20 protein-coding genes and 1 pseudogene are annotated in these 21266 nt (G+C 39.8%); 7 read left to right on the top strand and 14 right to left on the bottom strand.

Going from position 1 to position 21266, the window contains the following annotated elements; translation table 11 throughout:
- Window positions 1-7: 7 nt before the first annotated feature.
- From BQ7314_RS07380 to BQ7314_RS07365, 4 genes are read right to left on the bottom strand one after another with little or no spacing between them, the layout of a single operon-like run.
- Window positions 8-616: a DUF1326 domain-containing protein gene (locus BQ7314_RS07380; protein WP_174483061.1), complete on the bottom strand. Its 609-nt coding sequence runs from the start codon at window positions 614-616 to the stop codon at window positions 8-10.
- Window positions 617-625: 9 nt separating this feature from the next.
- Complete coding sequence (locus BQ7314_RS07375; RefSeq protein WP_174483060.1) at window positions 626-1360, bottom strand: SDR family NAD(P)-dependent oxidoreductase; 735 nt, start codon at window positions 1358-1360, stop codon at window positions 626-628.
- Window positions 1360-1938, bottom strand: coding sequence for a beta-class carbonic anhydrase (locus BQ7314_RS07370; protein WP_174483059.1), 579 nt, complete (start codon window positions 1936-1938; stop codon window positions 1360-1362). The genes BQ7314_RS07375 and BQ7314_RS07370 overlap by 1 nt, the downstream gene beginning before the upstream one ends.
- A 2-nt stretch (window positions 1939-1940) precedes the next feature.
- Window positions 1941-2594, bottom strand: coding sequence for a DUF938 domain-containing protein (locus BQ7314_RS07365; protein ID WP_174483058.1), 654 nt, complete (start codon window positions 2592-2594; stop codon window positions 1941-1943).
- 220 nt (window positions 2595-2814) lie between these two features.
- Here BQ7314_RS07365 and BQ7314_RS07360 point away from each other — a divergent pair, with 220 nt between their 5' ends.
- The gene (locus BQ7314_RS07360; RefSeq protein WP_174483057.1) at window positions 2815-4377 is read left to right on the top strand and encodes a sigma 54-interacting transcriptional regulator; all 1563 of its coding nucleotides are present in this window, start codon (window positions 2815-2817) and stop codon (window positions 4375-4377) included.
- Window positions 4378-4692: 315 nt separating this feature from the next.
- Here BQ7314_RS07360 and pmbA read toward each other — a convergent pair whose 3' ends face one another.
- From pmbA to BQ7314_RS07320, 8 genes are read right to left on the bottom strand one after another with little or no spacing between them, the layout of a single operon-like run.
- Entirely contained in the window at window positions 4693-6024 is a 1332-nt protein-coding gene (gene pmbA, locus BQ7314_RS07355; RefSeq protein WP_174483056.1) for a metalloprotease PmbA, read from the bottom strand.
- A 22-nt stretch (window positions 6025-6046) separates the two neighbouring features.
- Window positions 6047-7495 (bottom strand): metalloprotease TldD, encoded by a 1449-nt coding sequence (gene tldD / locus BQ7314_RS07350; protein WP_174483055.1) that lies wholly within the window; start codon window positions 7493-7495, stop codon window positions 6047-6049.
- A gap of 9 nt (window positions 7496-7504) precedes the next feature.
- Window positions 7505-8326 carry a carbon-nitrogen hydrolase family protein gene (locus BQ7314_RS07345; RefSeq protein ID WP_174483054.1) on the bottom strand — a complete coding sequence of 274 codons (822 nt, stop codon included), beginning with the start codon at window positions 8324-8326 and terminating at the stop codon, window positions 7505-7507.
- Window positions 8327-8362: 36 nt separating this feature from the next.
- On the bottom strand, window positions 8363-11890 hold the full coding sequence (locus tag BQ7314_RS07340) for a YhdP family phospholipid transporter (RefSeq protein WP_174483053.1): 3528 nt from the start codon (window positions 11888-11890) through the stop codon (window positions 8363-8365).
- 18 nt (window positions 11891-11908) lie between these two features.
- Window positions 11909-13363 (bottom strand): ribonuclease G, encoded by a 1455-nt coding sequence (gene rng, locus BQ7314_RS07335; protein ID WP_174483052.1) that lies wholly within the window; start codon window positions 13361-13363, stop codon window positions 11909-11911.
- Window positions 13356-13934, bottom strand: a complete 579-nt coding sequence (locus BQ7314_RS07330) for a Maf family protein (protein WP_174483051.1) — start codon at window positions 13932-13934, stop codon at window positions 13356-13358. Before BQ7314_RS07330 ends, rng begins: the two co-directional genes overlap by 8 nt.
- Complete coding sequence (gene rlmH / locus BQ7314_RS07325) at window positions 13934-14401, bottom strand: 23S rRNA (pseudouridine(1915)-N(3))-methyltransferase RlmH (RefSeq protein ID WP_174483050.1); 468 nt, start codon at window positions 14399-14401, stop codon at window positions 13934-13936. Before rlmH ends, BQ7314_RS07330 begins: the two co-directional genes overlap by 1 nt.
- Window positions 14402-14403: 2 nt before the next feature.
- Window positions 14404-15141: a substrate-binding periplasmic protein gene (locus tag BQ7314_RS07320; protein ID WP_174483049.1), complete on the bottom strand. Its 738-nt coding sequence runs from the start codon at window positions 15139-15141 to the stop codon at window positions 14404-14406.
- 99 nt (window positions 15142-15240) lie between these two features.
- On the opposite strand from BQ7314_RS07320, the gene fliW reads away from it, so the two are divergent.
- Entirely contained in the window at window positions 15241-15699 is a 459-nt protein-coding gene (gene fliW / locus BQ7314_RS07315; protein ID WP_174483048.1) for a flagellar assembly protein FliW, read from the top strand.
- Window positions 15700-15962: 263 nt separating this feature from the next.
- Here the strand turns inward: fliW and BQ7314_RS07310 are convergent, their stop codons facing one another.
- On the bottom strand, window positions 15963-17270 hold the full coding sequence (locus tag BQ7314_RS07310) for an OprD family outer membrane porin (protein WP_174483047.1): 1308 nt from the start codon (window positions 17268-17270) through the stop codon (window positions 15963-15965).
- Between the two features lie 180 nt (window positions 17271-17450).
- On the opposite strand from BQ7314_RS07310, the gene BQ7314_RS07305 reads away from it, so the two are divergent.
- The 4 genes and pseudogenes from BQ7314_RS07305 to BQ7314_RS07290 all read left to right on the top strand — a co-directional run bounded on the left by BQ7314_RS07305 (window position 17451) and on the right by BQ7314_RS07290 (window position 19845).
- Complete coding sequence (locus BQ7314_RS07305; RefSeq protein ID WP_174483046.1) at window positions 17451-17819, top strand: YajD family HNH nuclease; 369 nt, start codon at window positions 17451-17453, stop codon at window positions 17817-17819.
- Window positions 17816-18382 (top strand): annotated as a pseudogene (locus BQ7314_RS07300) (DNA-3-methyladenine glycosylase I). The gene BQ7314_RS07305 and the pseudogene BQ7314_RS07300 overlap by 4 nt, the downstream one beginning before the upstream one ends.
- Window positions 18383-18475: 93 nt before the next feature.
- Window positions 18476-19186, top strand: a complete 711-nt coding sequence (gene dnaQ / locus BQ7314_RS07295; RefSeq protein ID WP_174483045.1) for a DNA polymerase III subunit epsilon — start codon at window positions 18476-18478, stop codon at window positions 19184-19186.
- Window positions 19174-19845 (top strand): Crp/Fnr family transcriptional regulator, encoded by a 672-nt coding sequence (locus BQ7314_RS07290; protein WP_174483044.1) that lies wholly within the window; start codon window positions 19174-19176, stop codon window positions 19843-19845. Before dnaQ ends, BQ7314_RS07290 begins: the two co-directional genes overlap by 13 nt.
- Here the strand turns inward: BQ7314_RS07290 and BQ7314_RS07285 are convergent.
- Entirely contained in the window at window positions 19842-20033 is a 192-nt protein-coding gene (locus BQ7314_RS07285; RefSeq protein WP_174483043.1) for a hypothetical protein, read from the bottom strand. The genes BQ7314_RS07290 and BQ7314_RS07285 overlap by 4 nt on opposite strands.
- 269 nt (window positions 20034-20302) lie before the next feature.
- On the opposite strand from BQ7314_RS07285, the gene BQ7314_RS07280 reads away from it, so the two are divergent.
- Window positions 20303-20863: a thioredoxin family protein gene (locus BQ7314_RS07280; protein WP_174483042.1), complete on the top strand. Its 561-nt coding sequence runs from the start codon at window positions 20303-20305 to the stop codon at window positions 20861-20863.
- Window positions 20864-21266 lie beyond the last annotated feature (403 nt).

The following is a 21266-nucleotide window of genomic DNA, read 5'->3' as shown; positions in this document are numbered from 1 at the left end:
AATACAGTTAGGGTTGATAAGTAAAAGGTGAGTAATAGCCGTTACGGTCACTGAACTGCCAGTCTTTATCAAAATCTTGATATTGATAGTGGTTGGATTTAGCAACGATTGAAGGGTGGCTACTGACAACACATAAAGGCGGATTACTAATTATCGATTCTTCTCCTGTGATGCCTTGAATACTCTCTATTTCTGCTTGAGCAATACCAGGAATGGACATGCTGCGTTTTTTCCCCTCTTCTTGATAATCAATTTTAACTTTTTTGATCCCTAAGACTTCAGTAACAAAGCTCATCAAAATGGCTAAATGACCTCCTTGTTGACCACTAAAAATTTGGGTGATGGCATCAACCTGGGTATCATCCGCTTGTTCATCTATATATAAAGCAGCTTGCCAGTTACCCTCTTTCATATTGCTCGGTGCATAACAAGCCAATGCGACATTAAGGTTATCCAGAGTTTTGTTGGCAAAGTGACCTGTTTCTATATGCCAAGCGACCAATAATTTACAGTCACCTTCTGAAGGGTCTTGCAACCAAATGCAAGGGCAAGCCGTTTCACAGTTACATGTTTCAAAATAACTACCCTGCAATTTCCAGTTGATTTTTTCAGTCATTATTTTTACCTAAAAGGGTTCTTTAAACGGCCTAAGGTCAAGTTCATGTGTCCATGCACTTGGGTGTTGGCAATGCATGGCCCAGTAAGTTTCAGCGATTGCTTCCAGCTTTAACAGTCCTTCTTCACCTTTAGACTGGTAATATTCTGGAAATTGTTGGGCAGCACGGTCGCCATTAATTACGCCGTCAATAATAGTATGTACCACATGAATGCCAGCAGGAGAAAACTCGCGTGCCAAACCTTGAGCTAAGGATCTTAATGCCGCTTTAGCCGAGGCAAAAGCAGTGAAAGGTGGCTTTGCTCTCAAAGAGGCGGTAGCCCCAGTAAAAATAAGTGTGCCCTGTTTATTAGGTTGCATGCATTCGATGGCTTCTTTGGCGAATAAAAAAGCGCCCAGACAATTTTGCTGCCATAAGGCAGTAAACGTTTCTGATTTGGTTTCTAAAATAGGCGCAGGAATATTGCTGTCTACATTGTAGACAGCAAGTTGTAACGCCGACTCATCAAAATGAATGGCGTCGAACAGGTGGTTAATGTCATATTCTTGAGTTGCATCGGCCACCACAGAAGTCGCTTGTCCACCATGCTTCCTAATACTATCAACCACCTGTTGCAATTTTTCTCCACTACGCCCAGCTATGTAGACATGTAAACCTTGCGCAGCAAAGTGTTTTGCGAGTGTAGCGCCTAAGCCACGTTCTGGTCCAACGCCAATAATAACAGCTGAGTTTTGTGGGCTCATTATGCTACCTTACCTGCATTAGTTGCCGTAGGCACTTCAATTAAACGACCCGTTTTAACATCATAAATATAACCATAAACCGGAATATCAGCCGGAACTAAGGGGTGAGACTTAATTCTGATAACATCTTCGGTCACACTTGTCGCTTGATCTTTAATGGTAAGCCAATTGATATATTTACCTTCCGCAGAACTGGGGCCTTCACAGCAATCATGCCAACCATCGGCATCAACTGACGCGGTTTTTAAGCTACTATCCAGTAATTCACTCATAATCTCACTGGTAAAGGTTTCCATGCCGCAATCCGTATGATGGATAACAAACCATTCACGAGTCCCTAAGAGTTTGTAAGAAATTACTAGAGAGCGTATAGCATCATCACTAGCACGACCGCCTGCATTACGAATGACATGCGCGTCACCTTCAGCAAGGCCCGCATATTTAGCGGGATCTAACCTGGCATCCATACAAGTAAGAATGGCAAATTGACGTCCTGGCGGCATGGGTAAATCAGCTTTATCAAAGTCATTGCTATAGTTACGATTAGCAAGTAAAACTTCACTAAGTATTTTTGACATAATTAAATCCTTCCAAAGATAAGAGAAAAGTTATTCACTGGCATATTGATCTGCTCTTTTAACTCCAGACCATGTTTTTCTGCCGCAGCCTTTAAATCAGCGACATCTTTTAATCCCCACTCGGGGACACCTGCTGAACTCAGTGTATTGTGAAACTCTTGATTTGATTCTGTTGCAAATTTACCTTCAACTTGAAATGGCCCATAAATTAACAAAAAACCATCATCACTTAATAAGTGTGTTGCGCATTCCATCATGCCATCAGCAATAGAAATAGGGGCAACCTGAAAAATATTAATGCAGAAAATAGAAGCAAATGAGCCTTTCATTTCTTCATTAAACCAAGTTTCTGGTTTTGTTAAGTCGAGATGAATCGGGTCTGCTATATTGTCATTACCATGGGCACTACTGAGATCTTTAATATGATCAAAAACTTCAATATCTCTATCTGATGGGTGGAAGTGCAAATGTTCAAAATGTGGAGCAAAGTAATTGATATGCATACCACTGCCGCTAGCCATTTCCAATACTCGACCAGAGTCTTTAGGTAATTTATCTTTTAAGACTCCTAAAATAGGCTCGCGGTTGCGATTACCGGCCCAAGCGACATATTCACTTAAGGGATGTGGATCTAAAGGGGGTTTTTCAGTGTTCATTGTGGATCCTCGTTTTTTATTATCATTATTGTTTTTCTTCTTATATCTTAAAAACCATGCAAAACAATATTTTGTGTTACTTATGCTTGGTCTCATCTGAAGTAGTAGCATATTCCATACCATTTATATTTATCATATAAAAACAATTACTTATAATTATTGTTTGCTTATATTGTGAAGTTATGCTTCAATCATTGAAAATAAACTTCAGGAATACTACATGCCTAATAGTTCTCTTTCCGATTTAACCCCTATTGCTTTTTTGCAAACTTTTATTATCGAACTAATGCATGCAAGTGAGCAGTTAGGGCAGGAACAATGTCAGCAATTAATAGAAAATATCGCACTTACTGCAGGCTGTTTTTTTGAAGAAGTTTATCGAAATCAGTGCGCTAATAAAAAAAAATCACTGGGTATTGAAAGCTATATCGAATTGATATTAGGACTTAAAAACAATATTGGTGGTAATTTTTCATTATCATCAAGTAATCAAGACAGTATTTGTGTATGTAATACTAGTTGCCCTTTTGGTGAAGAAGTAGTCAATTTTCCTGAGTTATGCGGCATGACATCCAGTGTCTTTGGTGGTATTGCCGCGCGCAATTTTGGCTATGCCAAAGTAGAAATAGCGAAAAGTATTGCTCAACATGATGGCTGCTGTGAAGTTTATATTCATCTCAACCCAGAAATAGCTAAAAATAAGCAAGGAATTGAATATCGAGACAATAGAAACGACAATAAACATGATCAAAATGTTGATGCCCTACATTCGCGCATAGAAGAAAGTATGCTGAAAATTTGGCGTAAACAAAGCCAAAAACTTGCTAAAAAATGCCTGCCTCCCCTAATTATTGCTGATTCAACAGGCATGAAAAAAGTACTGCAATCGATAGAAGTTATTGCGCCCACTACGGCGACCCTATTGATTCAAGGCCAAACAGGAGTTGGCAAAGAGCTGGTTGCACGCGCGATACATGCAATGAGTGATCGCTGCAATAAAGTATTTGTACCAATTAATTGTGGGGCAATAGCAGAAAGTTTATTAGAAAGCGCTTTATTTGGGCATGAAAAAGGTGCGTTTACTGGCGCAATAGAGGTGCACAAAGGTGTTTTTGAACGAGCCGAAGGTGGAACCTTATTTTTGGATGAAGTGGACTCACTATCCCCCGCCGCACAAACACGATTGCTTAGAGTCATACAAGAAGGAGAGCTAGAAAGAGTCGGGGGAAAACAGCCGATACAGGTTGATGTGCGGCTTATTTCTGCGACCAATGTTAATCTTCACGATAAAATGGCGCAAGAGCTATTTCGTAAAGATTTATACTATCGTATCAATGTTGTTCAATTAGAAATACCGCCCCTGAACGAAAGGCCAGAAGACTTGCCGGCCTTGATTGATTTAATTTTACAACGAATGAGTAAAAAACATAATAAGTCAGTAACGTCAGTGAGTAGCTCGGTCATGCAGAAGGTTCTAGCATACCATTGGCCAGGTAATGTTCGAGAGCTGGAAAATACGCTGGAGCGTAGTTTATTATTTACTACTGGAAAAGAGATAACAGAATTAAAATTGGATACCGTAGAGTCCAGCAGTAAAATTATCAATTGGAAACAGAAAAAAGAGCAAGCCATTGCAGAAGTTGAGCAAGCTTTTTTACAAGTTTCTTTGCAGCAGTATCAAGGCGATATTCAGAAAATTGCTAGTTGCATGGAAATCTCAACTCGAGCCGTCTATAACAAATTAAAAAAATATAAAATCAATCCAGCCGACTATAGGAAATAAAAAGACTTTGCTTGTCGACAGTTAGAGATCAAATAAAAAACACTTTTGAATGTAGTAGCTCAGAGTGACCAGCTTTCGCTCTTTGATTTGAACTAATTCAACCACTGAAAACGGGGGCGGTAGCGAAGTGATGATTTTTAACTCGTAAGCCGGAATAGCGTTTTCCGGCATATTTTTTGACGTTAATGGTTTATGCTTTTTCTTGCTAATACACTGAATTAGCAAGAATCTTCGTCCAAAGTAGGTGCTTGGTAAAAGACTTTAGGGGTGTCGATGTTGTAACATGTATCTGCTTGTGTAGAATGAGACCTTAGCTTATTTTCCTGCAATTGCCATTTCTTCAATTAAAATAGACCCAGTGCGAATATTGCTGCGGTAATCTATATCGTTGCCTACTGCTAGAATCTGTTGGAACATTTCTTTGAGGTTGCCAGCAATGGTGATTTCTTGCACAGGATATTGAATGACTCCTTGCTCTACCCAAAAACCTGAAGCACCGCGTGAATAATCACCTGTCACAGGGTTTACGCCTTGTCCCATTAATTCAGTGACTAACAAGCCGGTATCCATTTGTTTGAGTAGTTGGGCAAAATCTTTATCGCCTGGTGTAATACATAAATTATGAATACCATCCGCATGACCGGTACTTTGCATGCCTAGTTTTCGGGCTGCGTAACTATTTAATAAGTAGCTTTTTACAATGCCGTCAGCAACTATATCGTTAGCTTGTGTGGCAACTCCTTCGGCATCATAAAGGGCACTCCCTAATGCGCCTAATAAATGGGGTTGTTCATAAAGGCGTATGAATTCAGGGAAGACCTTGGTATCTAAGCTGTCGAGTAAAAAAGACGATTTACGGTATAAGCTACCGCCACTAATAGCACCAAGAAATGAGCCAATTAAGCTATTTGCGGTTTCAGCGGAATATAACACGGGGCATTTCCGCGTACTTAAACTTTGTGCGCCTAAACGTTGAATAGTGCGCTCAGCTGCTTTTTTACCGATGTCTTCAACCTTTTCAAGTTGGTCTTTATTGCGGGCAACGCTATACCAATAATCACGCTCCATATTGCCATCACGCTCACCTAGTACTGAGCAGCTAATCGAGTGTCTTGTTGATGCATAACCGTGTAAAAAACCTAAGCTATTACCAAACACCCGAATGCCACTATAAGTATCAACCGAGGCACCTTCTGAGTTACTAATGTCGCTATGGTAATGACGTGCACTATCCTCGCAACGTGTCGCAAGCGTGATTGCATCCTCGGCATTTAATTCCCAGGGATGATGTAGATCTAAATCTTTAAAATCTGTTGCTAGGCGTTCAGGATCGGGCAGGCCAGCAAAGCTATCAGCGCTGGAATAACGGGCAATACTACAGGCGGCTGAGACCGTTTCTTTAATTGATTGAGGGGATAAGTCAGTACTACTTGCTGAGCCTTTTTGTTGACCAAAATAAACCGTAACACCTAGCCCTTGAGAGCAGTGGTGTTCAATCGTTTCTACTTCGCCAAGGCGAACATTGACGGATAAACCATTATCTACGTTTAAGCCGGCATCAGCTTGGCTAGCGCCTTGCGTTTTTGCTTCAAGCAATAAGTCAGCAATAATTGCCTCTAAACGCTTGATTTCTTTTTGAGTTTGCATAATTTTTAAGTATTAAAAAGCACTATACATTAGTTCCACCGACGGTTAATGCGTCGATTTTTAAGGTGGGTTGGCCAACACCGACCGGGACGCTTTGCCCTTCTTTGCCGCAAGTACCAACACCACTATCCAGTTCTAAATCATTCCCGACCATACTCACGCGGGTTAACACCTCAGGGCCGTTACCAATTAAGGTTGCGCCTTTAACAGGTTGAGTGATTTTGCCATTTTCGATGAGGTAAGCTTCACTGGCAGAGAAAACAAATTTACCAGAAGTAATATCAACTTGTCCGCCACCAAAATTCTTAGCATATAAACCATTTTTTACTGAGCGCAAGATTTCTTCGGGATCACTTTCGCCGGGTAACATATAAGTGTTAGTCATACGTGGCATAGGCGTATGAGCATAGGATTCGCGACGACCATTACCGGTTGATTGTGTTCCCATAAGGCGGGCATTGAGCCTATCTTGCATATAGCCTTTGAGTATGCCGTTTTCTATCAACGTGGTGCACTGCGTTGGTGTGCCTTCATCATCAATAGATAAAGAACCACGGCGATTATCGAGTGTGCCATCATCCACGATAGTACATAGAGAGGATGCAACGCGTTCACCAATACGGCCGCTAAAAGCAGATGTACCTTTACGGTTGAAGTCACCTTCTAAGCCATGACCAATCGCTTCATGTAGTAAAATACCTGGCCAACCGGAGCCTAAAACAACGGTCATGCTACCGGCGGGGGCGGGAATTGCTTCTAAATTAACCAGTGCTTGCCTGACGGCTTCTTGGGCATAGCCAAGTGCTCTATCTTGTGCAAAGAAGTAATTATAATCAGAGCGTGCACCGCCGCCCATACTGCCTTGTTCTCGCTGTCCTTTATCGGCAACAATAACACTAACATTCATACGTACCAAAGGGCGTACGTCACCAAGTAAAGAACTGCCTTGATTAGCAATTAAGATATGCTCTTGAACGCCGACTAGGCTAATAATGACTTGTTCTATGCGCGGATCAATTTTGCGTGTTTCAACATCAATTTTGCGTAAGAAATCAACTTTTTCTTGGTCACTTAATGAGCGTAGCGGGTTGAGTGGCGCGTACAGTTGCTTAATAACTCCCGTTTTAGGTGTCATGGCAACTTTAGCATTTTGCCCTTGGCGAGCAATCGCGAGAACATTTTTTGCAGCCGTTAATAATTCAGCCAATTCAATTTTATCACTATAGGCTAATCCGGTTTTTTCGCCAGATAAGGCGCGTACACCGGCACCTTGCTCAATATTGTGGTTAGCTTCTTTAACGATACCGTCTTCCAATACCCAAGATTCGTAATGGCTGGATTGAATGTAAATATCGCCATCATCTACTGCACCTGAGATTAATTGATCCAGCACTCGATGTATATCATTTTCTTGGAGTCCGGTCGGGACTAATATCGCTTGTTTTGCGAGTTGTAAAACTGTGTTGTCCATTATATTTCTTTATTTACACGCAATTTGGCGATGTTGAAGAACAGGAAAAGAGGTGCGCGTTTTATGCAAACGAGCAAGGTCTACGTCGGCGGTGGCAAAGCCAGCGTTCGTTTTAAAGCAGTCTAAGACTGTGCCCCAAGGGTCAATAATCATACTATGACCATAGGTTTGTCGGCCATTAACATGAAAACCGCCTTGGTTAGGGGCAATCACATAGCAAAGATTTTCTACAGCGCGAGCACGCAGCAATAATTCCCAGTGCGCGGCACCGGTTTTTGCTGTGAAAGCAGAAGGAATAATTAGCATTTCCATGCCTTGTTCTTGCATCACTCTAAATAGCTCAGGGAAACGCAGGTCATAGCATACCGCGATGCCGATTTTACCCAAAGGTGTATCGATAACTAATGGCTTGTGGCCTTTACTAATGCCATCTGATTCACGGTAAACTTCTTTAGACTCAGGTACTTGGACATCGAATAAATGAATTTTGTCATAGCGTGCGATACGTTCACCAAGATCATTGTAAACTAAGCAGGCTGCCATGACTTTATTCTCATTGGCTGGATCGGCGATGGGTATCGTGCCAGCAACAATCCAAACCGCATACTTTTTTGCAGTCTGGGCTAAAAAATCTTGAATAAGGCCTGATCCGTCTTGTTCTTTTTGCTTGATTTTATCGAATTCATCTTGCCCCATTAGTGCAAAATTTTCTGGCAGAGCAACTAATTTAGCACCTGCTGCAACGGCATCTGTAATTAATCGTTCTGCTTCTAATAAATTGGAATTGATATTCGGGCTAGAGGCCATTTGAATGGCAGCACATTTACTCATATAACTATTTCTCGAAAAACAAGGTGTGTTTGATGTCTACGGTGTTTTTAAGGGTTCAGGTGTGACTCGATCAAATTGACGGACGATGACAAAATTTTCCCATGTTCCTGTAATCTTATAGAGTAGACTTAATAAAAAGCCGCCTGCATGTTCATCACCGGTGAATGTTTTTGTTACACTATTGGCAATACTACCAATAATTGTACCAGCAATCGGAAATTTAGGCAGGACTGTCGCGTTTATATTAATTTGTTTAGTGTCGAGGTGAGTTGTACCTGAAAGGTCTATTTTGGCAGGCATAGCGTTAATGTAAAAGTTGTTGCTACTGAGTAAGCCTTGATCTATGGTGATATCGGCATTGATTTCAGAAAAGCTTAAGCCTTCTTCTGTCACATCAGAAAAATCAAGATGCAATCGTTTATTGATTTTCCAAATATCTAAGGCGCCTAGGATGCGCCCGAGACCTGGGTTAACCCCTAAGATTCGTCCATTAGTCATCTGTAGGTTAAGGTCTCCTGATAGGTTAGTGCTGGAAAATGCGTAAGGTGCATCTGCCCAGTTTAGTGTAAATTGAATATTGGCTGTGGTGTTAATAAGGTTGTCAGATATATGGATCTGGTGCAATAATTGTCCGAAATTTTTGCTGTGTAAAGTACCTTTTATCGTGGTTTTATTAGTGGCACCTTGTTGCTGCCAGTTCCCCACTAGACTTAATTGCTCTTGATCTGTGTTAAGCACTAGCTTTTTAATCAATAAGCCATTAGGTGCGGGCTGCGTGAGTAGTTCTAATTGACCTAAGTTGACACCTTGCCAGTACAGTGCTTTGCTTTGAATATTAAGCGCAGGAAAATCGTGTATCAAGAAAGGAGTGCTATTTTTCTTGATGTTTATTTTTTGTAACGCAGATAAGTCTAACTTGTTGAGTAGTAAACTTATTTCAGATTTCTTATTAAACTCAATAGGAATAAATACACTGCCATTGGCAAAGGGTGAGTGTACTAAGCCTTGCCAGTGCGGTGCTATTTTTTTTAGCTTAATAGCTATTCTATTATTAGGCGATAAGCGATTTTCATAGCTGGCATGCAAAGAGGTGATGCCTGACTTGGCAACTTCTAGTTTAAGGTTAAGTGGTTGTGCTTGGTTATCTGGTTTGGAAAAAGGGGGCAGGTCAATGTTAATGCCTTTCAAATCAGTATTAAGCTCAATCTTGCTGCTACGGCTAGCATCGCTCGGAATATCTAGGGTAATTTGGTAATGCCCTGCGCCAGAAAAGTATTCCCATAGTGGGTTAGGAAGCTGCTCGTTTAAATGTGGAATATCGGTTAGCCCTGCAATGGCTACAAAAGTGCCTTCAGCATGACTATTGATTTTAGCGCTAACAGGAAAACCTAGGGTTTTAGCGGTTAGTGTTTTGCTGGTAATGCCTGACTCAGTCATATGAAATTCTGCCTTAATATCTGTCAGTTTTAGTCGCGCAGGAAGGATCTCCGCATGGGCTTTTTGCGTTTTTAGCGCTAAGTCAATTTTAAGGGGAATTTTTCTTAAAGGAATTTTTAAGTCTAAATCGATATCAAATAAGCCTTGTATGTCCAGCAGTTCACTAACGGCTGTGGTTTCTTTTTTAAAAGGGGATTGCTTTAGAAAATCTATACCTTGGGTAAAGTTGCTGTTTATGATGCCTTGTATATTTAGGTAATGACTATCAGTAAAAGACGCAACAGATACTTTACCTTGTTTGATATTCGCCCCATTAGCTTGGCCTTGATTAATATTAATTTCTAAGCTTTCCGCAAAAAAATGTACTTGACTGGCGAGGTTGTTGATTTTTGGCCAATTGGGGGCATAGTTGAGAGTAACATCTTGTACATCATATAAAACTTCAAAAGCGCCTTCTTGGTGGATAAATGGATAGTCAGGCAGTGCCCCGCGAAATAAAATCCCCCCTTGTTCAACATGACCCGCTAAAAATGCATTATCTAGCCAGTGGACAAGGTCTTGCTCTAGTATGCCTACAGGTAAGTAGTCTGGAGTTTTAGTCATATCATAGATATCAAAAGTGCTTTGTAAACTCATAAAAGGCGGCTGTTCACTTTTGGGGAAAGTTAGCTGTAATTTATTTTTAATGGCTAAATGCGGTGTTTTCATTTCTAGTAGTGGGCTAGTAATGACCCATTGTTTAGCATGTTGTTGCCAATGTAGCTCGCCTAAAGCATGGTTGAAGTCTAAAGGGGTTCTAAATAGAGTGGGGGCATCTAGCGTCAAGTTTTGTGAGCTGAATTGAATTTCACCTTGCTGCTCATTACCTTTAATATATAAAGATAAGTCTTTTATACCAGGGAAACTATCCATGGCATTGAATGTTATATGCTTGAGTTGGCCATTAATCGAAAAAGTCTGCTCGGGTAAATTGGCTAAAAATAATAGGTCTTTCACTTCGCCTGTGATATCCAGCGTTGCTAAGGTTTTTTGTAAGTTAGCGGGTAAGGCTTTGTTTAGGCCAATAATTTTATTTAAACGGCCTAAATTTAAGTTTGGGCTATTCAAAGCAATGCGCGTAAGTTCACCTTCTGTATTATGTTGTAAGGCAACGGCCAATTGAGCAACTTCAAAATTGATGTTTTGTGAGTTTAAGGTGCTATTTTCTATCGCTAAAAGCCATTGCTTTTGTTGTTTTTGTAAATTGAACTGTAGTTTCAGTTGTGCTACGGGGAAATGTTGCTCGCTAATACGCTTAAGTGCGGTGTTAGTTAAATGAATTGAGCCACTCATTTGGGTCATTTTTGCTGCATGCCATGAACTCCAAAGAGAGAAGTCGCCGCGCCCGTGAACAATAGAAAGGTCGAAAGGCAAATCACCGGTAATGATTTTATCTAGTTTTATGTTCTTTCCCTGTACAAAGAGTTTAGCTTCTATGCTTTTGGGGGTAAAAATATCACCGCTAAAAGTCATCGATAGCTTGAGTGATTTACCTAATGACTCAGGTAAGTCCGTGGTAATAAAGATTTTATGCTGCTCATCATGATTGTATATGGCGATATTGACATGTTTAAACTGTACGGGCAGGGCATTACGTTTTTCATCTTGCCAGTTGATTTCACTATCGATAAGTTTGTATTGCTTACCTTGCATAAGCCAGGTTGGCTGCGGGTCATCTGGCTTATGAGGTAGGCCTTGTATAGCAATACCGCCAGATTTTGTACGTTTAATGGACAATTTAGCGCCAATCAATGAGACTTGTACGGCTTCAAGTAGTGGCTCATGCATTGCCGTTACTAAATCGAGCCCTAAATGAATTTCTTGTAAGTGTAGATCAGTGTTGTTGTTTTTCTGAGACTGTATTTGGATGTGTTGTAAGGCAAGCTCTGGTTTTAGTCCCTTTAATATGCCACGTATTTTTCCGATAGTGACAGGCGCGCCAAGTTGCGTACTTAATTGCTGCTCTAGTTCTACCTTAAAATAATGTAGTCCAGATAAAGCAAAGCGTAAACCAGTGATGCTGATAGCAACAATCAGTAAGCTCCAAAAAAGAATACGAATCGAATGCGTTGTAATGCGTTTAATCATCGCGGGAAAGTCATAGTCCTATATCAATACAACATCATATTGTTCTTGTGTGTATTCAGTTTCAGATCTGAATTTGATGCGAATATTTAAAAAAGCTTCTAGCTCAGCTAATACGTCAGCTTCTTCATCCAGTAATTTTTCAACAACCGTATTTGATGCCAAAACGAGGATTTGTTTGACATTATATTGTCTGACTTCGCGAATAATTTCACGAAAAATTTCCAAGCAAATGGTTTCTGCTGTTTTGATCTCACCTCTGCCATGGCAGGTTGGGCAGGACTCACATAAAATATGTGCCAAACTTTCACGCGTTCGTTTGCGTGTCATTTCGACTAAACCTAAAACAGAGACTTCGGTGATTTTAGTTTTCGCATGACACTTCTCTAAAGTTCTTTCGAGAGCATTTAAAACTAAACTTTTATGATCTTCACTTTGCATATCGATAAAATCAATAATGATAATACCGCCTAAGTTGCGCAACCTTAGTTGACGAGAAATTGCTTGAGCCGCTTCTAAGTTAGTTTTGAAAATGGTCTCTTCTAAGTTTTTGCCACCCACATAACCACCAGTATTTACATCAACTGTCGTCATAGCTTCAGTTTGGTCAAAAACTAAATGACCACCTGATTTTAAATTGACTTTACGATCCAGAGCTTTTTCGATTTCTTCTTCGATATTGTACATATCAAATAAAGGTCGGTCGCGCGTGTAATGTTCAATAATAGGAACGATATCGGGTACAAATTCTGTCGCAAATTCGATTAAGCGTCGATGTGTTTTACGTGAATCGACTTTTACTTTTTCAATAGTATCTGTATATAAATCACGTAATGTTCTGATACTTAAAGGTAAGTCATAGTGAATCAGTGAGCGAGGCTCAGCGGCTGCTATTTTTTCTTGAACAGAGCTCCATAATTTCAAGAGAAATAACATATCGGACTCTAAAATAGCTTCATCAACACATTCCGCGGCAGTTCGGGCTATAAATGCACCGGACTTATGTTCTTCTTGGAAAGCCTCTTGAAAAGCGCGTAAGCGTAGTCGCTCTTGGTCGCATTCTATACGTTGAGATACGCCGCCCTTTAAAGAATAGGGCATATAAACTTGATAGCGTGAAGGGATAGAAATTTCTGTCGTTAAACGTGCGCCTTTACTGCCCATAGGGTCTTTAGTAATTTGCACGATAATTTGTTGATTTTCTATCAAATAATGCTCAATATTTTCCGAGCCTTTTTGTTCTAATTCCTGGCTGGATAAGTCAGAAAGGTGTAGAAAAGCTGCGCGTTCTAAGCCAATTTCAACAAAAGCAGCTTGCATGCCGGGTAATACACGACAAACAACGCCTTTATAGATATTGCCAACTAAGCCCAGTTGCTGAGACCGTTCAATAATAATTTCTTGTAGTACCCCATTTTCAACAATAGCAACGCGTGTTTCAGAGGGGGTGACATTAATCAGAATTTCTTCACTCATTGAAAACCTTTATTCCTTCATTGGATAAAATTTTTGCAGTTTCAAAGAGCGGTAAGCCCATAATTCCAGAAAAACTGCCTTGAATAGATTGGATAAAAATACTAGCTAAACCTTGCACCGCATAAGCACCTGCCTTATCTGCTGGTTCGCCGGTGTGCCAGTAGTCAATAATTTCTTGCTCAGAAAGCGTGCGAAAAGTGACATCAGAAATATTTAATACCTGCTGATTTATACGTCCGCGCAATGATACAGCACTATACACTTGGTGCGTTGTTCCAGATAAACGGCTTAACATGCTCAGCGCATGAGCTAGATTGTCGGGTTTGCCCATAATTGTATCGCCTAAAACAACCGACGTATCGGCTGCTAAAACAACGCTACCTTGAGCGCATTGTTGATGCACCGCCAGAGATTTTTCATGGGCAACACGTAGTACATAGTCGGCTGGTTTTTCATTGGCTAATGGTGTTTCATCAATATTAGCAATTTGTATTGAGTGAACTAGACCTAGTTGTTTGAGTAGCTCACTGCGACGTGGAGAAGCTGAGGCCAAAATAAGAGACGGTGTCATTAGCGGTGGTAAGGGTGGTTATTGATAATACTCCAAGCACGATAAATTTGTTCGGCCACGATGATACGCACTAAAGGATGGGGCAGGGTTAGTTTAGATAAACTCCAGGATTGATTAGCTGCTTGCTTAACGCTATCTGCTAAGCCTTCAGGCCCGCCTATTAATAGGGCAATATCTTGTCCACTATCTAGCCAGCCGCGCATAGCTTCGGATAGGTTGGGTGTAGTCCAAGGTTTACCGGGTATATCTAAAGTAATGATAAGGCAGCTTTTGGGTAATGCTGCCAACATTCTTTCGCCTTCATCGCGCACAATACGCTTAACATCACTATTTTTACCACGTTTACCAGCAGGGATTTCTTTGAGTACTAGCCCACATTCACGCGGCATACGTTTGGCATACTCATCATAACCTTGCTTGACCCAGCTAGGCATTTTTTGCCCGATAGTGATTAAATGTATTTGCATAATTAATACGGATACTGACTGATAATTTGATCATAACTGCCATCTTGCTGCATTTCTTTCAGTGCCGCATTAAAGTCATCAATAATCACTTGTGCGTTTTTATTGGACTTGCTAACAGCGAAGTAAAGACCTTTATAAGTTAAAGGTGGAGATAGAAACTCAAACGTATGCATTTGTTTAGGCAAATATTGCTTTAATGCATGCTTTATAACCCGCTCATCCCCCAATGTAAGCTCTATCGTACCTTGATTTAGCTTGTGCAAATTCTGAATAACATAATTCTCAGGGACTTTCATAAGCCCGCGCGACTGAGTGAATTCATTATTATACGCATAGCCACGTAGTACACCGATAATAAAACCTTTCAGATCAGATAACTGGTGATAATTAATACTGAGGCTTTTCTTTTTCAGGAAACTGATCTTATTTTTAAGATAAGGATTGCTAAATAATAAGCCTTGCTCACGTTCAGGCGTTTTCCAAATAGCACAAGTGGCATCAAACACGCCGATCTCAACACCTTCTAAGGCGCGTGACCAACTATCAATAGTTAACGTTGATTGATAGTTCTTTTTTTGCAAAGCTTGAGTGACGATTTCAACTGCTAAACCTTGCCCCGCTAAACTGCTATCGACATAAGGTGGCCACTGGTTGCTAACTAGGCGAAGTGTCTGAGATTCATTAGCTTGGACTAATGAACTAAGAAGTAAACAGCAGAAGGGGAGTAAGAGTCTATGCATGATATTTTTTTATAATGTCCATTTTTAAAAAATTTTTCAATATCTATTCTATAATGATACGTTACATTATTCATAAATAAATAAAGGTAGTGGACGATCATGGAGATCAAATCAAAACTGTTGGGTGAGCGAGCTGTTGATCCAGATACTATTATTACTTTCCCACACGGAATACCAGGATTTGAAAGCGATACACGTTTTAAATTTTTCCACCAAGAAGGGAGTAATATAGTTTTTTGGTTGCAATCTGTCGATAACGAAGAAGTTTTATTTTCCGTCGCTCACCCTACACATTTTAATATTAACTATAGCTTTACTTTAACGAGTGAAGAAGAGGCGGCATTAGCTTTAGAAGGTAATAATGATGACCTTATTATTATGATTATCTTGCATAAAAATGAAGGTGATGCAGAAAAACCAACGATTAAAGGTTCAATAAAATCACCATTAGTTATTAATGCAAAAACACGCAAAGGCATTCAAAAAATTTTAGTGCAAGTAGAGCAAAGCATTACCTTGACTGAAACGCGGAATGAGATTGATTTGTTTGCATCTTGATTTAGCTTTAAGAAAGCTTATCGGTTACCAACTTAAGGCAGGATATTGCGGTAGGATACGCATTGCGTACCTTGCATAAATATGTACGGACTTAAAAGAGCTGAAGTTTCCCAATAATTGGAAAGCTAACTGTAGCAATACATCGGGTTGTGTGGTTATTCGTTGGAGTTGAGTGCAATGGGGCAAACCTATTAATAAATACCTCTACCTGTCGATAGCCTCCGCTAAAAATTGGGAAACTTCAGTTAAAAGAGTTCTATTTCTTAGAACTGATACCCAAGAATCACTCGGTACTGTTCAGAGCTAGGGATCGAGGCAAATCCTTTTGTTGGTGCATACATAATGTCAATGGTGAAATGCTGATTATAGTGGAAGCTAAGATAAGTATTTAATTCCTGAATATGAAAGTCAGATTTTTGTTTTGCCTGATAATCTCCAATTGCAAGCCCTAAAGTAAGATATTCTATGGGTTGATATTCCAAGCTCAATAATAATGCTTGGGCATTAGCTGCACTAATAGCATCTAAGGTCATTTGCTCCATTGACGTATAAAAAGGTCCTCCACCAACGCTATTTACCGCGGCAGATTGGCCAAAATTTTTATTATATCCAATACTTAGCGTTGTATTATAAGCACTCATAGTCGCTTTAACACCAAGCGTAGTTGCATCAACTAAGCCAATAGATTGAATTCCAACGGAATGCCCTAAATCAAATTGCCCGCCCAGTTCATAAGAAAAAATATCGTTTAGCTTATTTTGATAAGTCATATCTATATAGAATATTTGTTGCACATCCTTAATATAGTAATACCAGGCACTCGCATTAAAATTATCTTGTTGATAAGTGCCCCAGCCTATCCAAGACTGAGAACTATTACCGCCAAAGGCATCACCAATACCAACAAAATCTTCAGCATTATTATTATTTTCCCAGCCTTTCGCAGTACGTATAAACCCTGACCCTAAGTAAAACTGTTGATTAATATGGTAATTAATTAAATAGGCTTCAAAAATATTGGGTAGCAAACGTAAGTCATCTTGATCCATATGCGGTGAGTCAAAACGTTGCGGGCCTATATGCGCCTCAACCCCTGCATAGCTTAATATCATTACTGCTTCACCTAAGGTAATATAACTCTGTTTATTTTGGTTAAAAAAGTCACCTTGAATTGCATTTTTATTGCTGCTATTAAATCTAGGGTTGATAGTAGCAAAAGCACTGCTATGAATTTTTAAAAAGGACCCCCAAGAAATGCCACAGTCTAACTCACCGCTAAAACCATAGGCTTGCGCATTATTGATGGTTTTGACACTAGTTTGAATATAGCCTCCAGAAATAAAACCATTACAACCATTATATTTTAAATCATGTTTAATCCCAGCTTCACGGTCTGAGTTATTGATATTGTAGGGACTTTCAGGGGATAAATCCTCTCTCTGTTGGCTTTCAGCAAGTGTGGTTTGTAGAGAAATAAGGAACAAAAGCATATAAAAAAATAAATTTAGCTTTTTAAGTTTACCGGGTAAGTGAGCAGCTAAAGTGTGAGAATAGAGTATGGCAAAAGTCATGAGCGGTCTATTGGCTTGTGAGTTTGGCTTGGGTGAAAAAAAGTAAGGGCACTATATCTTTAAATGCAAATAGTAACAAGTCTTATTTGTATTTTTTGGGAATAGGGTTGTTAGTCAAACCAGCGGCTATATAATAGCTATTCAGATAGATTTAAAAACTAGCAGTGAGTGAGAGAATATATGGCAAGTAAAGATCAAACTATGAGCGCGGCAGAACGTCTGGTTGCCGAAGCGCGCAAACATCAAACCGACCGTGAAAAAACCTATCGTGGCCAAGCCTTAAAGATGTACCCTTGGGTATGTGGGCGTTGTACGCGTGAATTTACTAATAAAAATTTACAAGAGCTCACGGTACATCATAAAAATCATAATCATGATGATAATCCTGCTGATGGAAGCAATTGGGAGTTATTATGCCTTTATTGTCATGATAATGAGCATTCCAAATACGAAGAAATGCAGCATGGCAGTATGAGAACAGACAGCCAAGATAATTCTGGTGGTTCACATAATCCCTTTGCAGGTTTAGGTGATCTGTTGAAAAAATGAATAAATGCCCTTGGGCTTTATCTAGCCCTGCCGAAGAGCATTATCATGATGCTGAGTGGGGCGTGCCCGTTCATGATGATCAATTATTATTTGAATTGCTGATTTTAGAAGGCGCTCAGGCCGGATTAAGTTGGGCTACCGTGTTAAATAAGCGTGCCGGTTATCAGCAAGCTTTTGATCAGTTCGATGTGCAAAAAATAGCTCAATATAGCGAACAAAAACAACAAGCATTAATCACTAATCCTGAGATCATCAGAAACAAATTAAAAATCAAATCTGCCGTTACTAATGCACAGGCATTTATCAAAATTTAACAAGAATACGGTAGCTTTGACTGTTATATCTGATCTTTTGTCAACGGCCAAACTATCAATAATGCTTGGCAAAGCATGGGTCAAGTTCCCGCAGTAAGCGCTGAATCAGAGGCAATGAGTCACAGTTTGAAAAAACACGGTTTTAAATTCGTCGGAGCAACGATTTGTTACGCTTATATGCAAGCTATCGGCATGGTGAATGACCATCTAATAAGTTGCCCCAGACATGTAGAAGTATCAATGACGTGATTGTAGGGCGTGACTTTAGCCCGCCTTTTATGCGTATAAAGGCGGGCTAAAGCCACGCCCTACGTGTTTTGTTAAATTTTTATGTAAAATATTATGAGAAAAAAAGGTCGACAGGTTGTTTTAGATACGGAAACAACGGGATTAAACCCTAAAGAAGGGCATCGGATTATTGAGATTGGGTGTGTGGAGTTGGTTAACCGACGTTTGACTAACCGGCAATTTCATATGTATATCAACCCTGAGCGAAAAATTGATGAAGGGGCGATTGAGGTACATGGAATTACGAATGAATCCTTGCAAGATAAGCCGCTATTTAAAGATATTGCGAGTGATTTTATAGACTTTATTCATGGTGCGGAATTGGTTATTCATAATGCACCGTTCGATATAGGTTTTATGGACCATGAATTTTCTCTCTTAAATCAGGCTATCGGCAAAACAGAAGATTTTTGTACGGTTTTTGATAGCTTAGGTTATGCGCGTAAAAAGCATCCTGGGCAGCGTAATAGTTTAGATGCTTTGTGTAAGCGTTATGGGATTGATAATAGCCACCGTGATTTACATGGGGCTTTGCTCGATGCAGAGATTTTGTCAGACGTTTATTTATTAATGACAGGTGGGCAGCTGTCAATGCTGGATGAAGATGAACTTGATGAAGGAGGTAAAGAATCAGTGATTCAACGCATTAGCAGTAACCGAGCGCCTTTGAAAATTATTAAATGTTCCGCAGAGGAGTTGCTGGAGCATCAGAAAACTTTAGATATGTTAGAAAAATCAAGTGGTGCTTGCCTATGGATGCAGTAGCGGTGCAGAATTTATGGAATACTTATTTTCCTGAATTTGTAGCTTCTGGAGAGGCAAGCATGAAAAGTTTAATGCACTCAGCAAAATTAGTTGAGTTGCCTGCTGAGCAAACGATTTTTTATCCAGGTGATGCTTGTGAGCAATATTTATTGGTTTTGCAAGGCAGTGTCAAAGCGCAAATTATTTCTGAAAGTGGCAGGGAAATGTTGTTGTATCGTGTCTGTTCAGGCGATTCTTGTGTGCTGACTACCTCTTGTTTGTTAAGTGGTGATCGTTATCCAGCCGAAGGAATTACTGAGAGTAAGGTTCTAGCATTTGCCATTTCAGCCCCTGCTTTTTATCGTTGTATAGAACAGTCTGCTTTTTTTCGTGAATTTGTATTTAAGAAGTTTTCAGCACGTTTATCAGATGTTATTGGGCTTTTAGAGGATGTTACTTTTAGTGCGATTGACGCGCGTTTAAGTCGAGCATTATTAGCTGATGGCAAAGAGGTATTGACTTTAACACACCAAGAGCTGGCCATAACATTAGGCTCAGCTCGTGAAGTGATTTCTAGGCATTTAAAACGCTTTGAAGTGTATGGTTGGGTTAGTTTGAGTCGAGGAACGGTGACTTTATTAAACTTGGCTGCGCTACGTAAAGTAGCGGAGAAGCATTAATGAATAGATTTTGTTTGTTCTGCTGCATCATCTTGCTGTTCTTTAACAACAAATTTAACGATAATAAAGCCGACTAAACCGCCAACTAAGCAGGCCATCATAAGTGGCATAGCAAAGGGCATGTCGTGGTGGTCGCGCATATTCATTTGAAACATTTCAGAAAAAATGCCTAGAAAAAAATCAATCATAAATCACCTTTTTAATGATAAAACGCAGTATGCGTAGGAGAGCCGAATTTCATATTTTATATAAGTAACACGTCATTCCTGCTAAAACTAGGAATGACGTGACTACCCTTTAAACCGTTATTTAAGTTTGGGAGGGACTGTAAAAAACGGCTTGGAATCTATATTAGAGTATTATTGATTTATTATCAGTGACAATGTCACATAAAGTTGAGTTTTTTACTGGGTTATTTGTTTAATATTAATATAAAAAATTTTGTGAGGAGAATACTATGTCAGCAACACCTTCTAATATGATGCCTTTAGGCACAATAGCGCCTGATTTTAGTTTGTTGGATACAATTTCCGGTAAGTATAAAAGTCTTGCTGATTTAAAGGGTGAGAAGGGCACGCTAGTCATGTTTATTTGTAATCACTGCCCATATGTTATCCATATTAAGGACCAGTTGATTGCTATTGCTAAACAATATGCTCAGCAAGGTATTAGTACGATTGCGATCAGTGCTAATGATGTAGAAAATTATCCTCAGGATGCACCGGATAAAATGCAGGCAATGATGCGTGAGTGGGGGAATCCTTTTGCTGGGTATTTATATGATGAGACACAAACAGTAGCTAAAGCTTTTTTAGCGGCATGTACGCCTGATATTTATTTGTTTGATTCAGGTTTAGCTTGCGTTTACCGAGGGCGTTTAGATGGCGCAACCCCTAAAAATGAAGTGCCTCTAACAGGTGAGGATTTACGCTATGCTTTAGACCGATTATTGGCTGCTGAAGCAAATGATCGGGAGCAAATACCGAGTATCGGCTGCAATATTAAGTGGAAAGAGTAGGGAGGATTTCAGTTTGATCATTATTTTTGCCATCCCCTGAACTCGTATAATATGGGAAAAATAGTGCTTCACATGTCTTGTATTCCACAAGCTTTATACGAGCTATATGATGCTTCTGAATGACCAAAATGTAAGTTGCTTTTATTGGTTATGAAATAACTTAAGCATACTAGGGAAATGACGGTTAGGCATCTGCTTCCTGCCGTGATGAATAAAGCCACTAATTTCAGTGCTTTGATATATCATGCTAGGGGTGTGCTAGAAAAATTAAAGGCTAGATTTGATAATGTATTATATGCAGCTAAAGATTATAGAGTGTCATTCAGTGATCGTTGTATGCTGAGAGTGCTGAATTAATTGAGTCTGTGTTTGTTGGCTAGAGTATTAGACCTAGAAAATAGGA

The organism is methanotrophic endosymbiont of Bathymodiolus puteoserpentis (Logatchev), from assembly GCF_900128525.1.
Taxonomy (GTDB): domain Bacteria; phylum Pseudomonadota; class Gammaproteobacteria; order Methylococcales; family Methylomonadaceae; genus Methyloprofundus.
The sequence above is the reverse complement of the archived record's forward strand: the minus strand, read 5'-3'. Positions and strand labels throughout refer to the sequence as shown.

Excerpts from the sequence above, each read along its gene's own strand:
- BQ7314_RS07320 (WP_174483049.1), bottom strand. The coding sequence starts at position 15,141 with ATGCATAGACTCTTACTCCCCTTCTGCTGTTTACTTCTTAGTTCATTA.
- BQ7314_RS07380 (WP_174483061.1), bottom strand. The coding sequence starts at position 616 with ATGACTGAAAAAATCAACTGGAAATTGCAGGGTAGTTATTTTGAAACA.
- BQ7314_RS07370 (WP_174483059.1), bottom strand. The coding sequence starts at position 1,938 with ATGTCAAAAATACTTAGTGAAGTTTTACTTGCTAATCGTAACTATAGC.
- rng (WP_174483052.1), bottom strand. The coding sequence starts at position 13,363 with ATGAGTGAAGAAATTCTGATTAATGTCACCCCCTCTGAAACACGCGTT.
- dnaQ (WP_174483045.1), top strand. The coding sequence starts at position 18,476 with ATGAGAAAAAAAGGTCGACAGGTTGTTTTAGATACGGAAACAACGGGA.
- BQ7314_RS07330 (WP_174483051.1), bottom strand. The coding sequence starts at position 13,934 with ATGACACCGTCTCTTATTTTGGCCTCAGCTTCTCCACGTCGCAGTGAG.
- rlmH (WP_174483050.1), bottom strand. The coding sequence starts at position 14,401 with ATGCAAATACATTTAATCACTATCGGGCAAAAAATGCCTAGCTGGGTC.
- BQ7314_RS07375 (WP_174483060.1), bottom strand. The coding sequence starts at position 1,360 with ATGAGCCCACAAAACTCAGCTGTTATTATTGGCGTTGGACCAGAACGT.
- BQ7314_RS07340 (WP_174483053.1), bottom strand. The coding sequence starts at position 11,890 with ATGATTAAACGCATTACAACGCATTCGATTCGTATTCTTTTTTGGAGC.
- BQ7314_RS07360 (WP_174483057.1), top strand. The coding sequence starts at position 2,815 with ATGCCTAATAGTTCTCTTTCCGATTTAACCCCTATTGCTTTTTTGCAA.
- fliW (WP_174483048.1), top strand. The coding sequence starts at position 15,241 with ATGGAGATCAAATCAAAACTGTTGGGTGAGCGAGCTGTTGATCCAGAT.
- pmbA (WP_174483056.1), bottom strand. The coding sequence starts at position 6,024 with ATGCAAACTCAAAAAGAAATCAAGCGTTTAGAGGCAATTATTGCTGAC.
- BQ7314_RS07285 (WP_174483043.1), bottom strand. The coding sequence starts at position 20,033 with ATGATTGATTTTTTTCTAGGCATTTTTTCTGAAATGTTTCAAATGAAT.
- BQ7314_RS07305 (WP_174483046.1), top strand. The coding sequence starts at position 17,451 with ATGGCAAGTAAAGATCAAACTATGAGCGCGGCAGAACGTCTGGTTGCC.
- BQ7314_RS07345 (WP_174483054.1), bottom strand. The coding sequence starts at position 8,326 with ATGAGTAAATGTGCTGCCATTCAAATGGCCTCTAGCCCGAATATCAAT.
- BQ7314_RS07290 (WP_174483044.1), top strand. The coding sequence starts at position 19,174 with ATGGATGCAGTAGCGGTGCAGAATTTATGGAATACTTATTTTCCTGAA.
- BQ7314_RS07280 (WP_174483042.1), top strand. The coding sequence starts at position 20,303 with ATGTCAGCAACACCTTCTAATATGATGCCTTTAGGCACAATAGCGCCT.
- BQ7314_RS07310 (WP_174483047.1), bottom strand. The coding sequence starts at position 17,270 with ATGACTTTTGCCATACTCTATTCTCACACTTTAGCTGCTCACTTACCC.
- BQ7314_RS07365 (WP_174483058.1), bottom strand. The coding sequence starts at position 2,594 with ATGAACACTGAAAAACCCCCTTTAGATCCACATCCCTTAAGTGAATAT.
- tldD (WP_174483055.1), bottom strand. The coding sequence starts at position 7,495 with ATGGACAACACAGTTTTACAACTCGCAAAACAAGCGATATTAGTCCCG.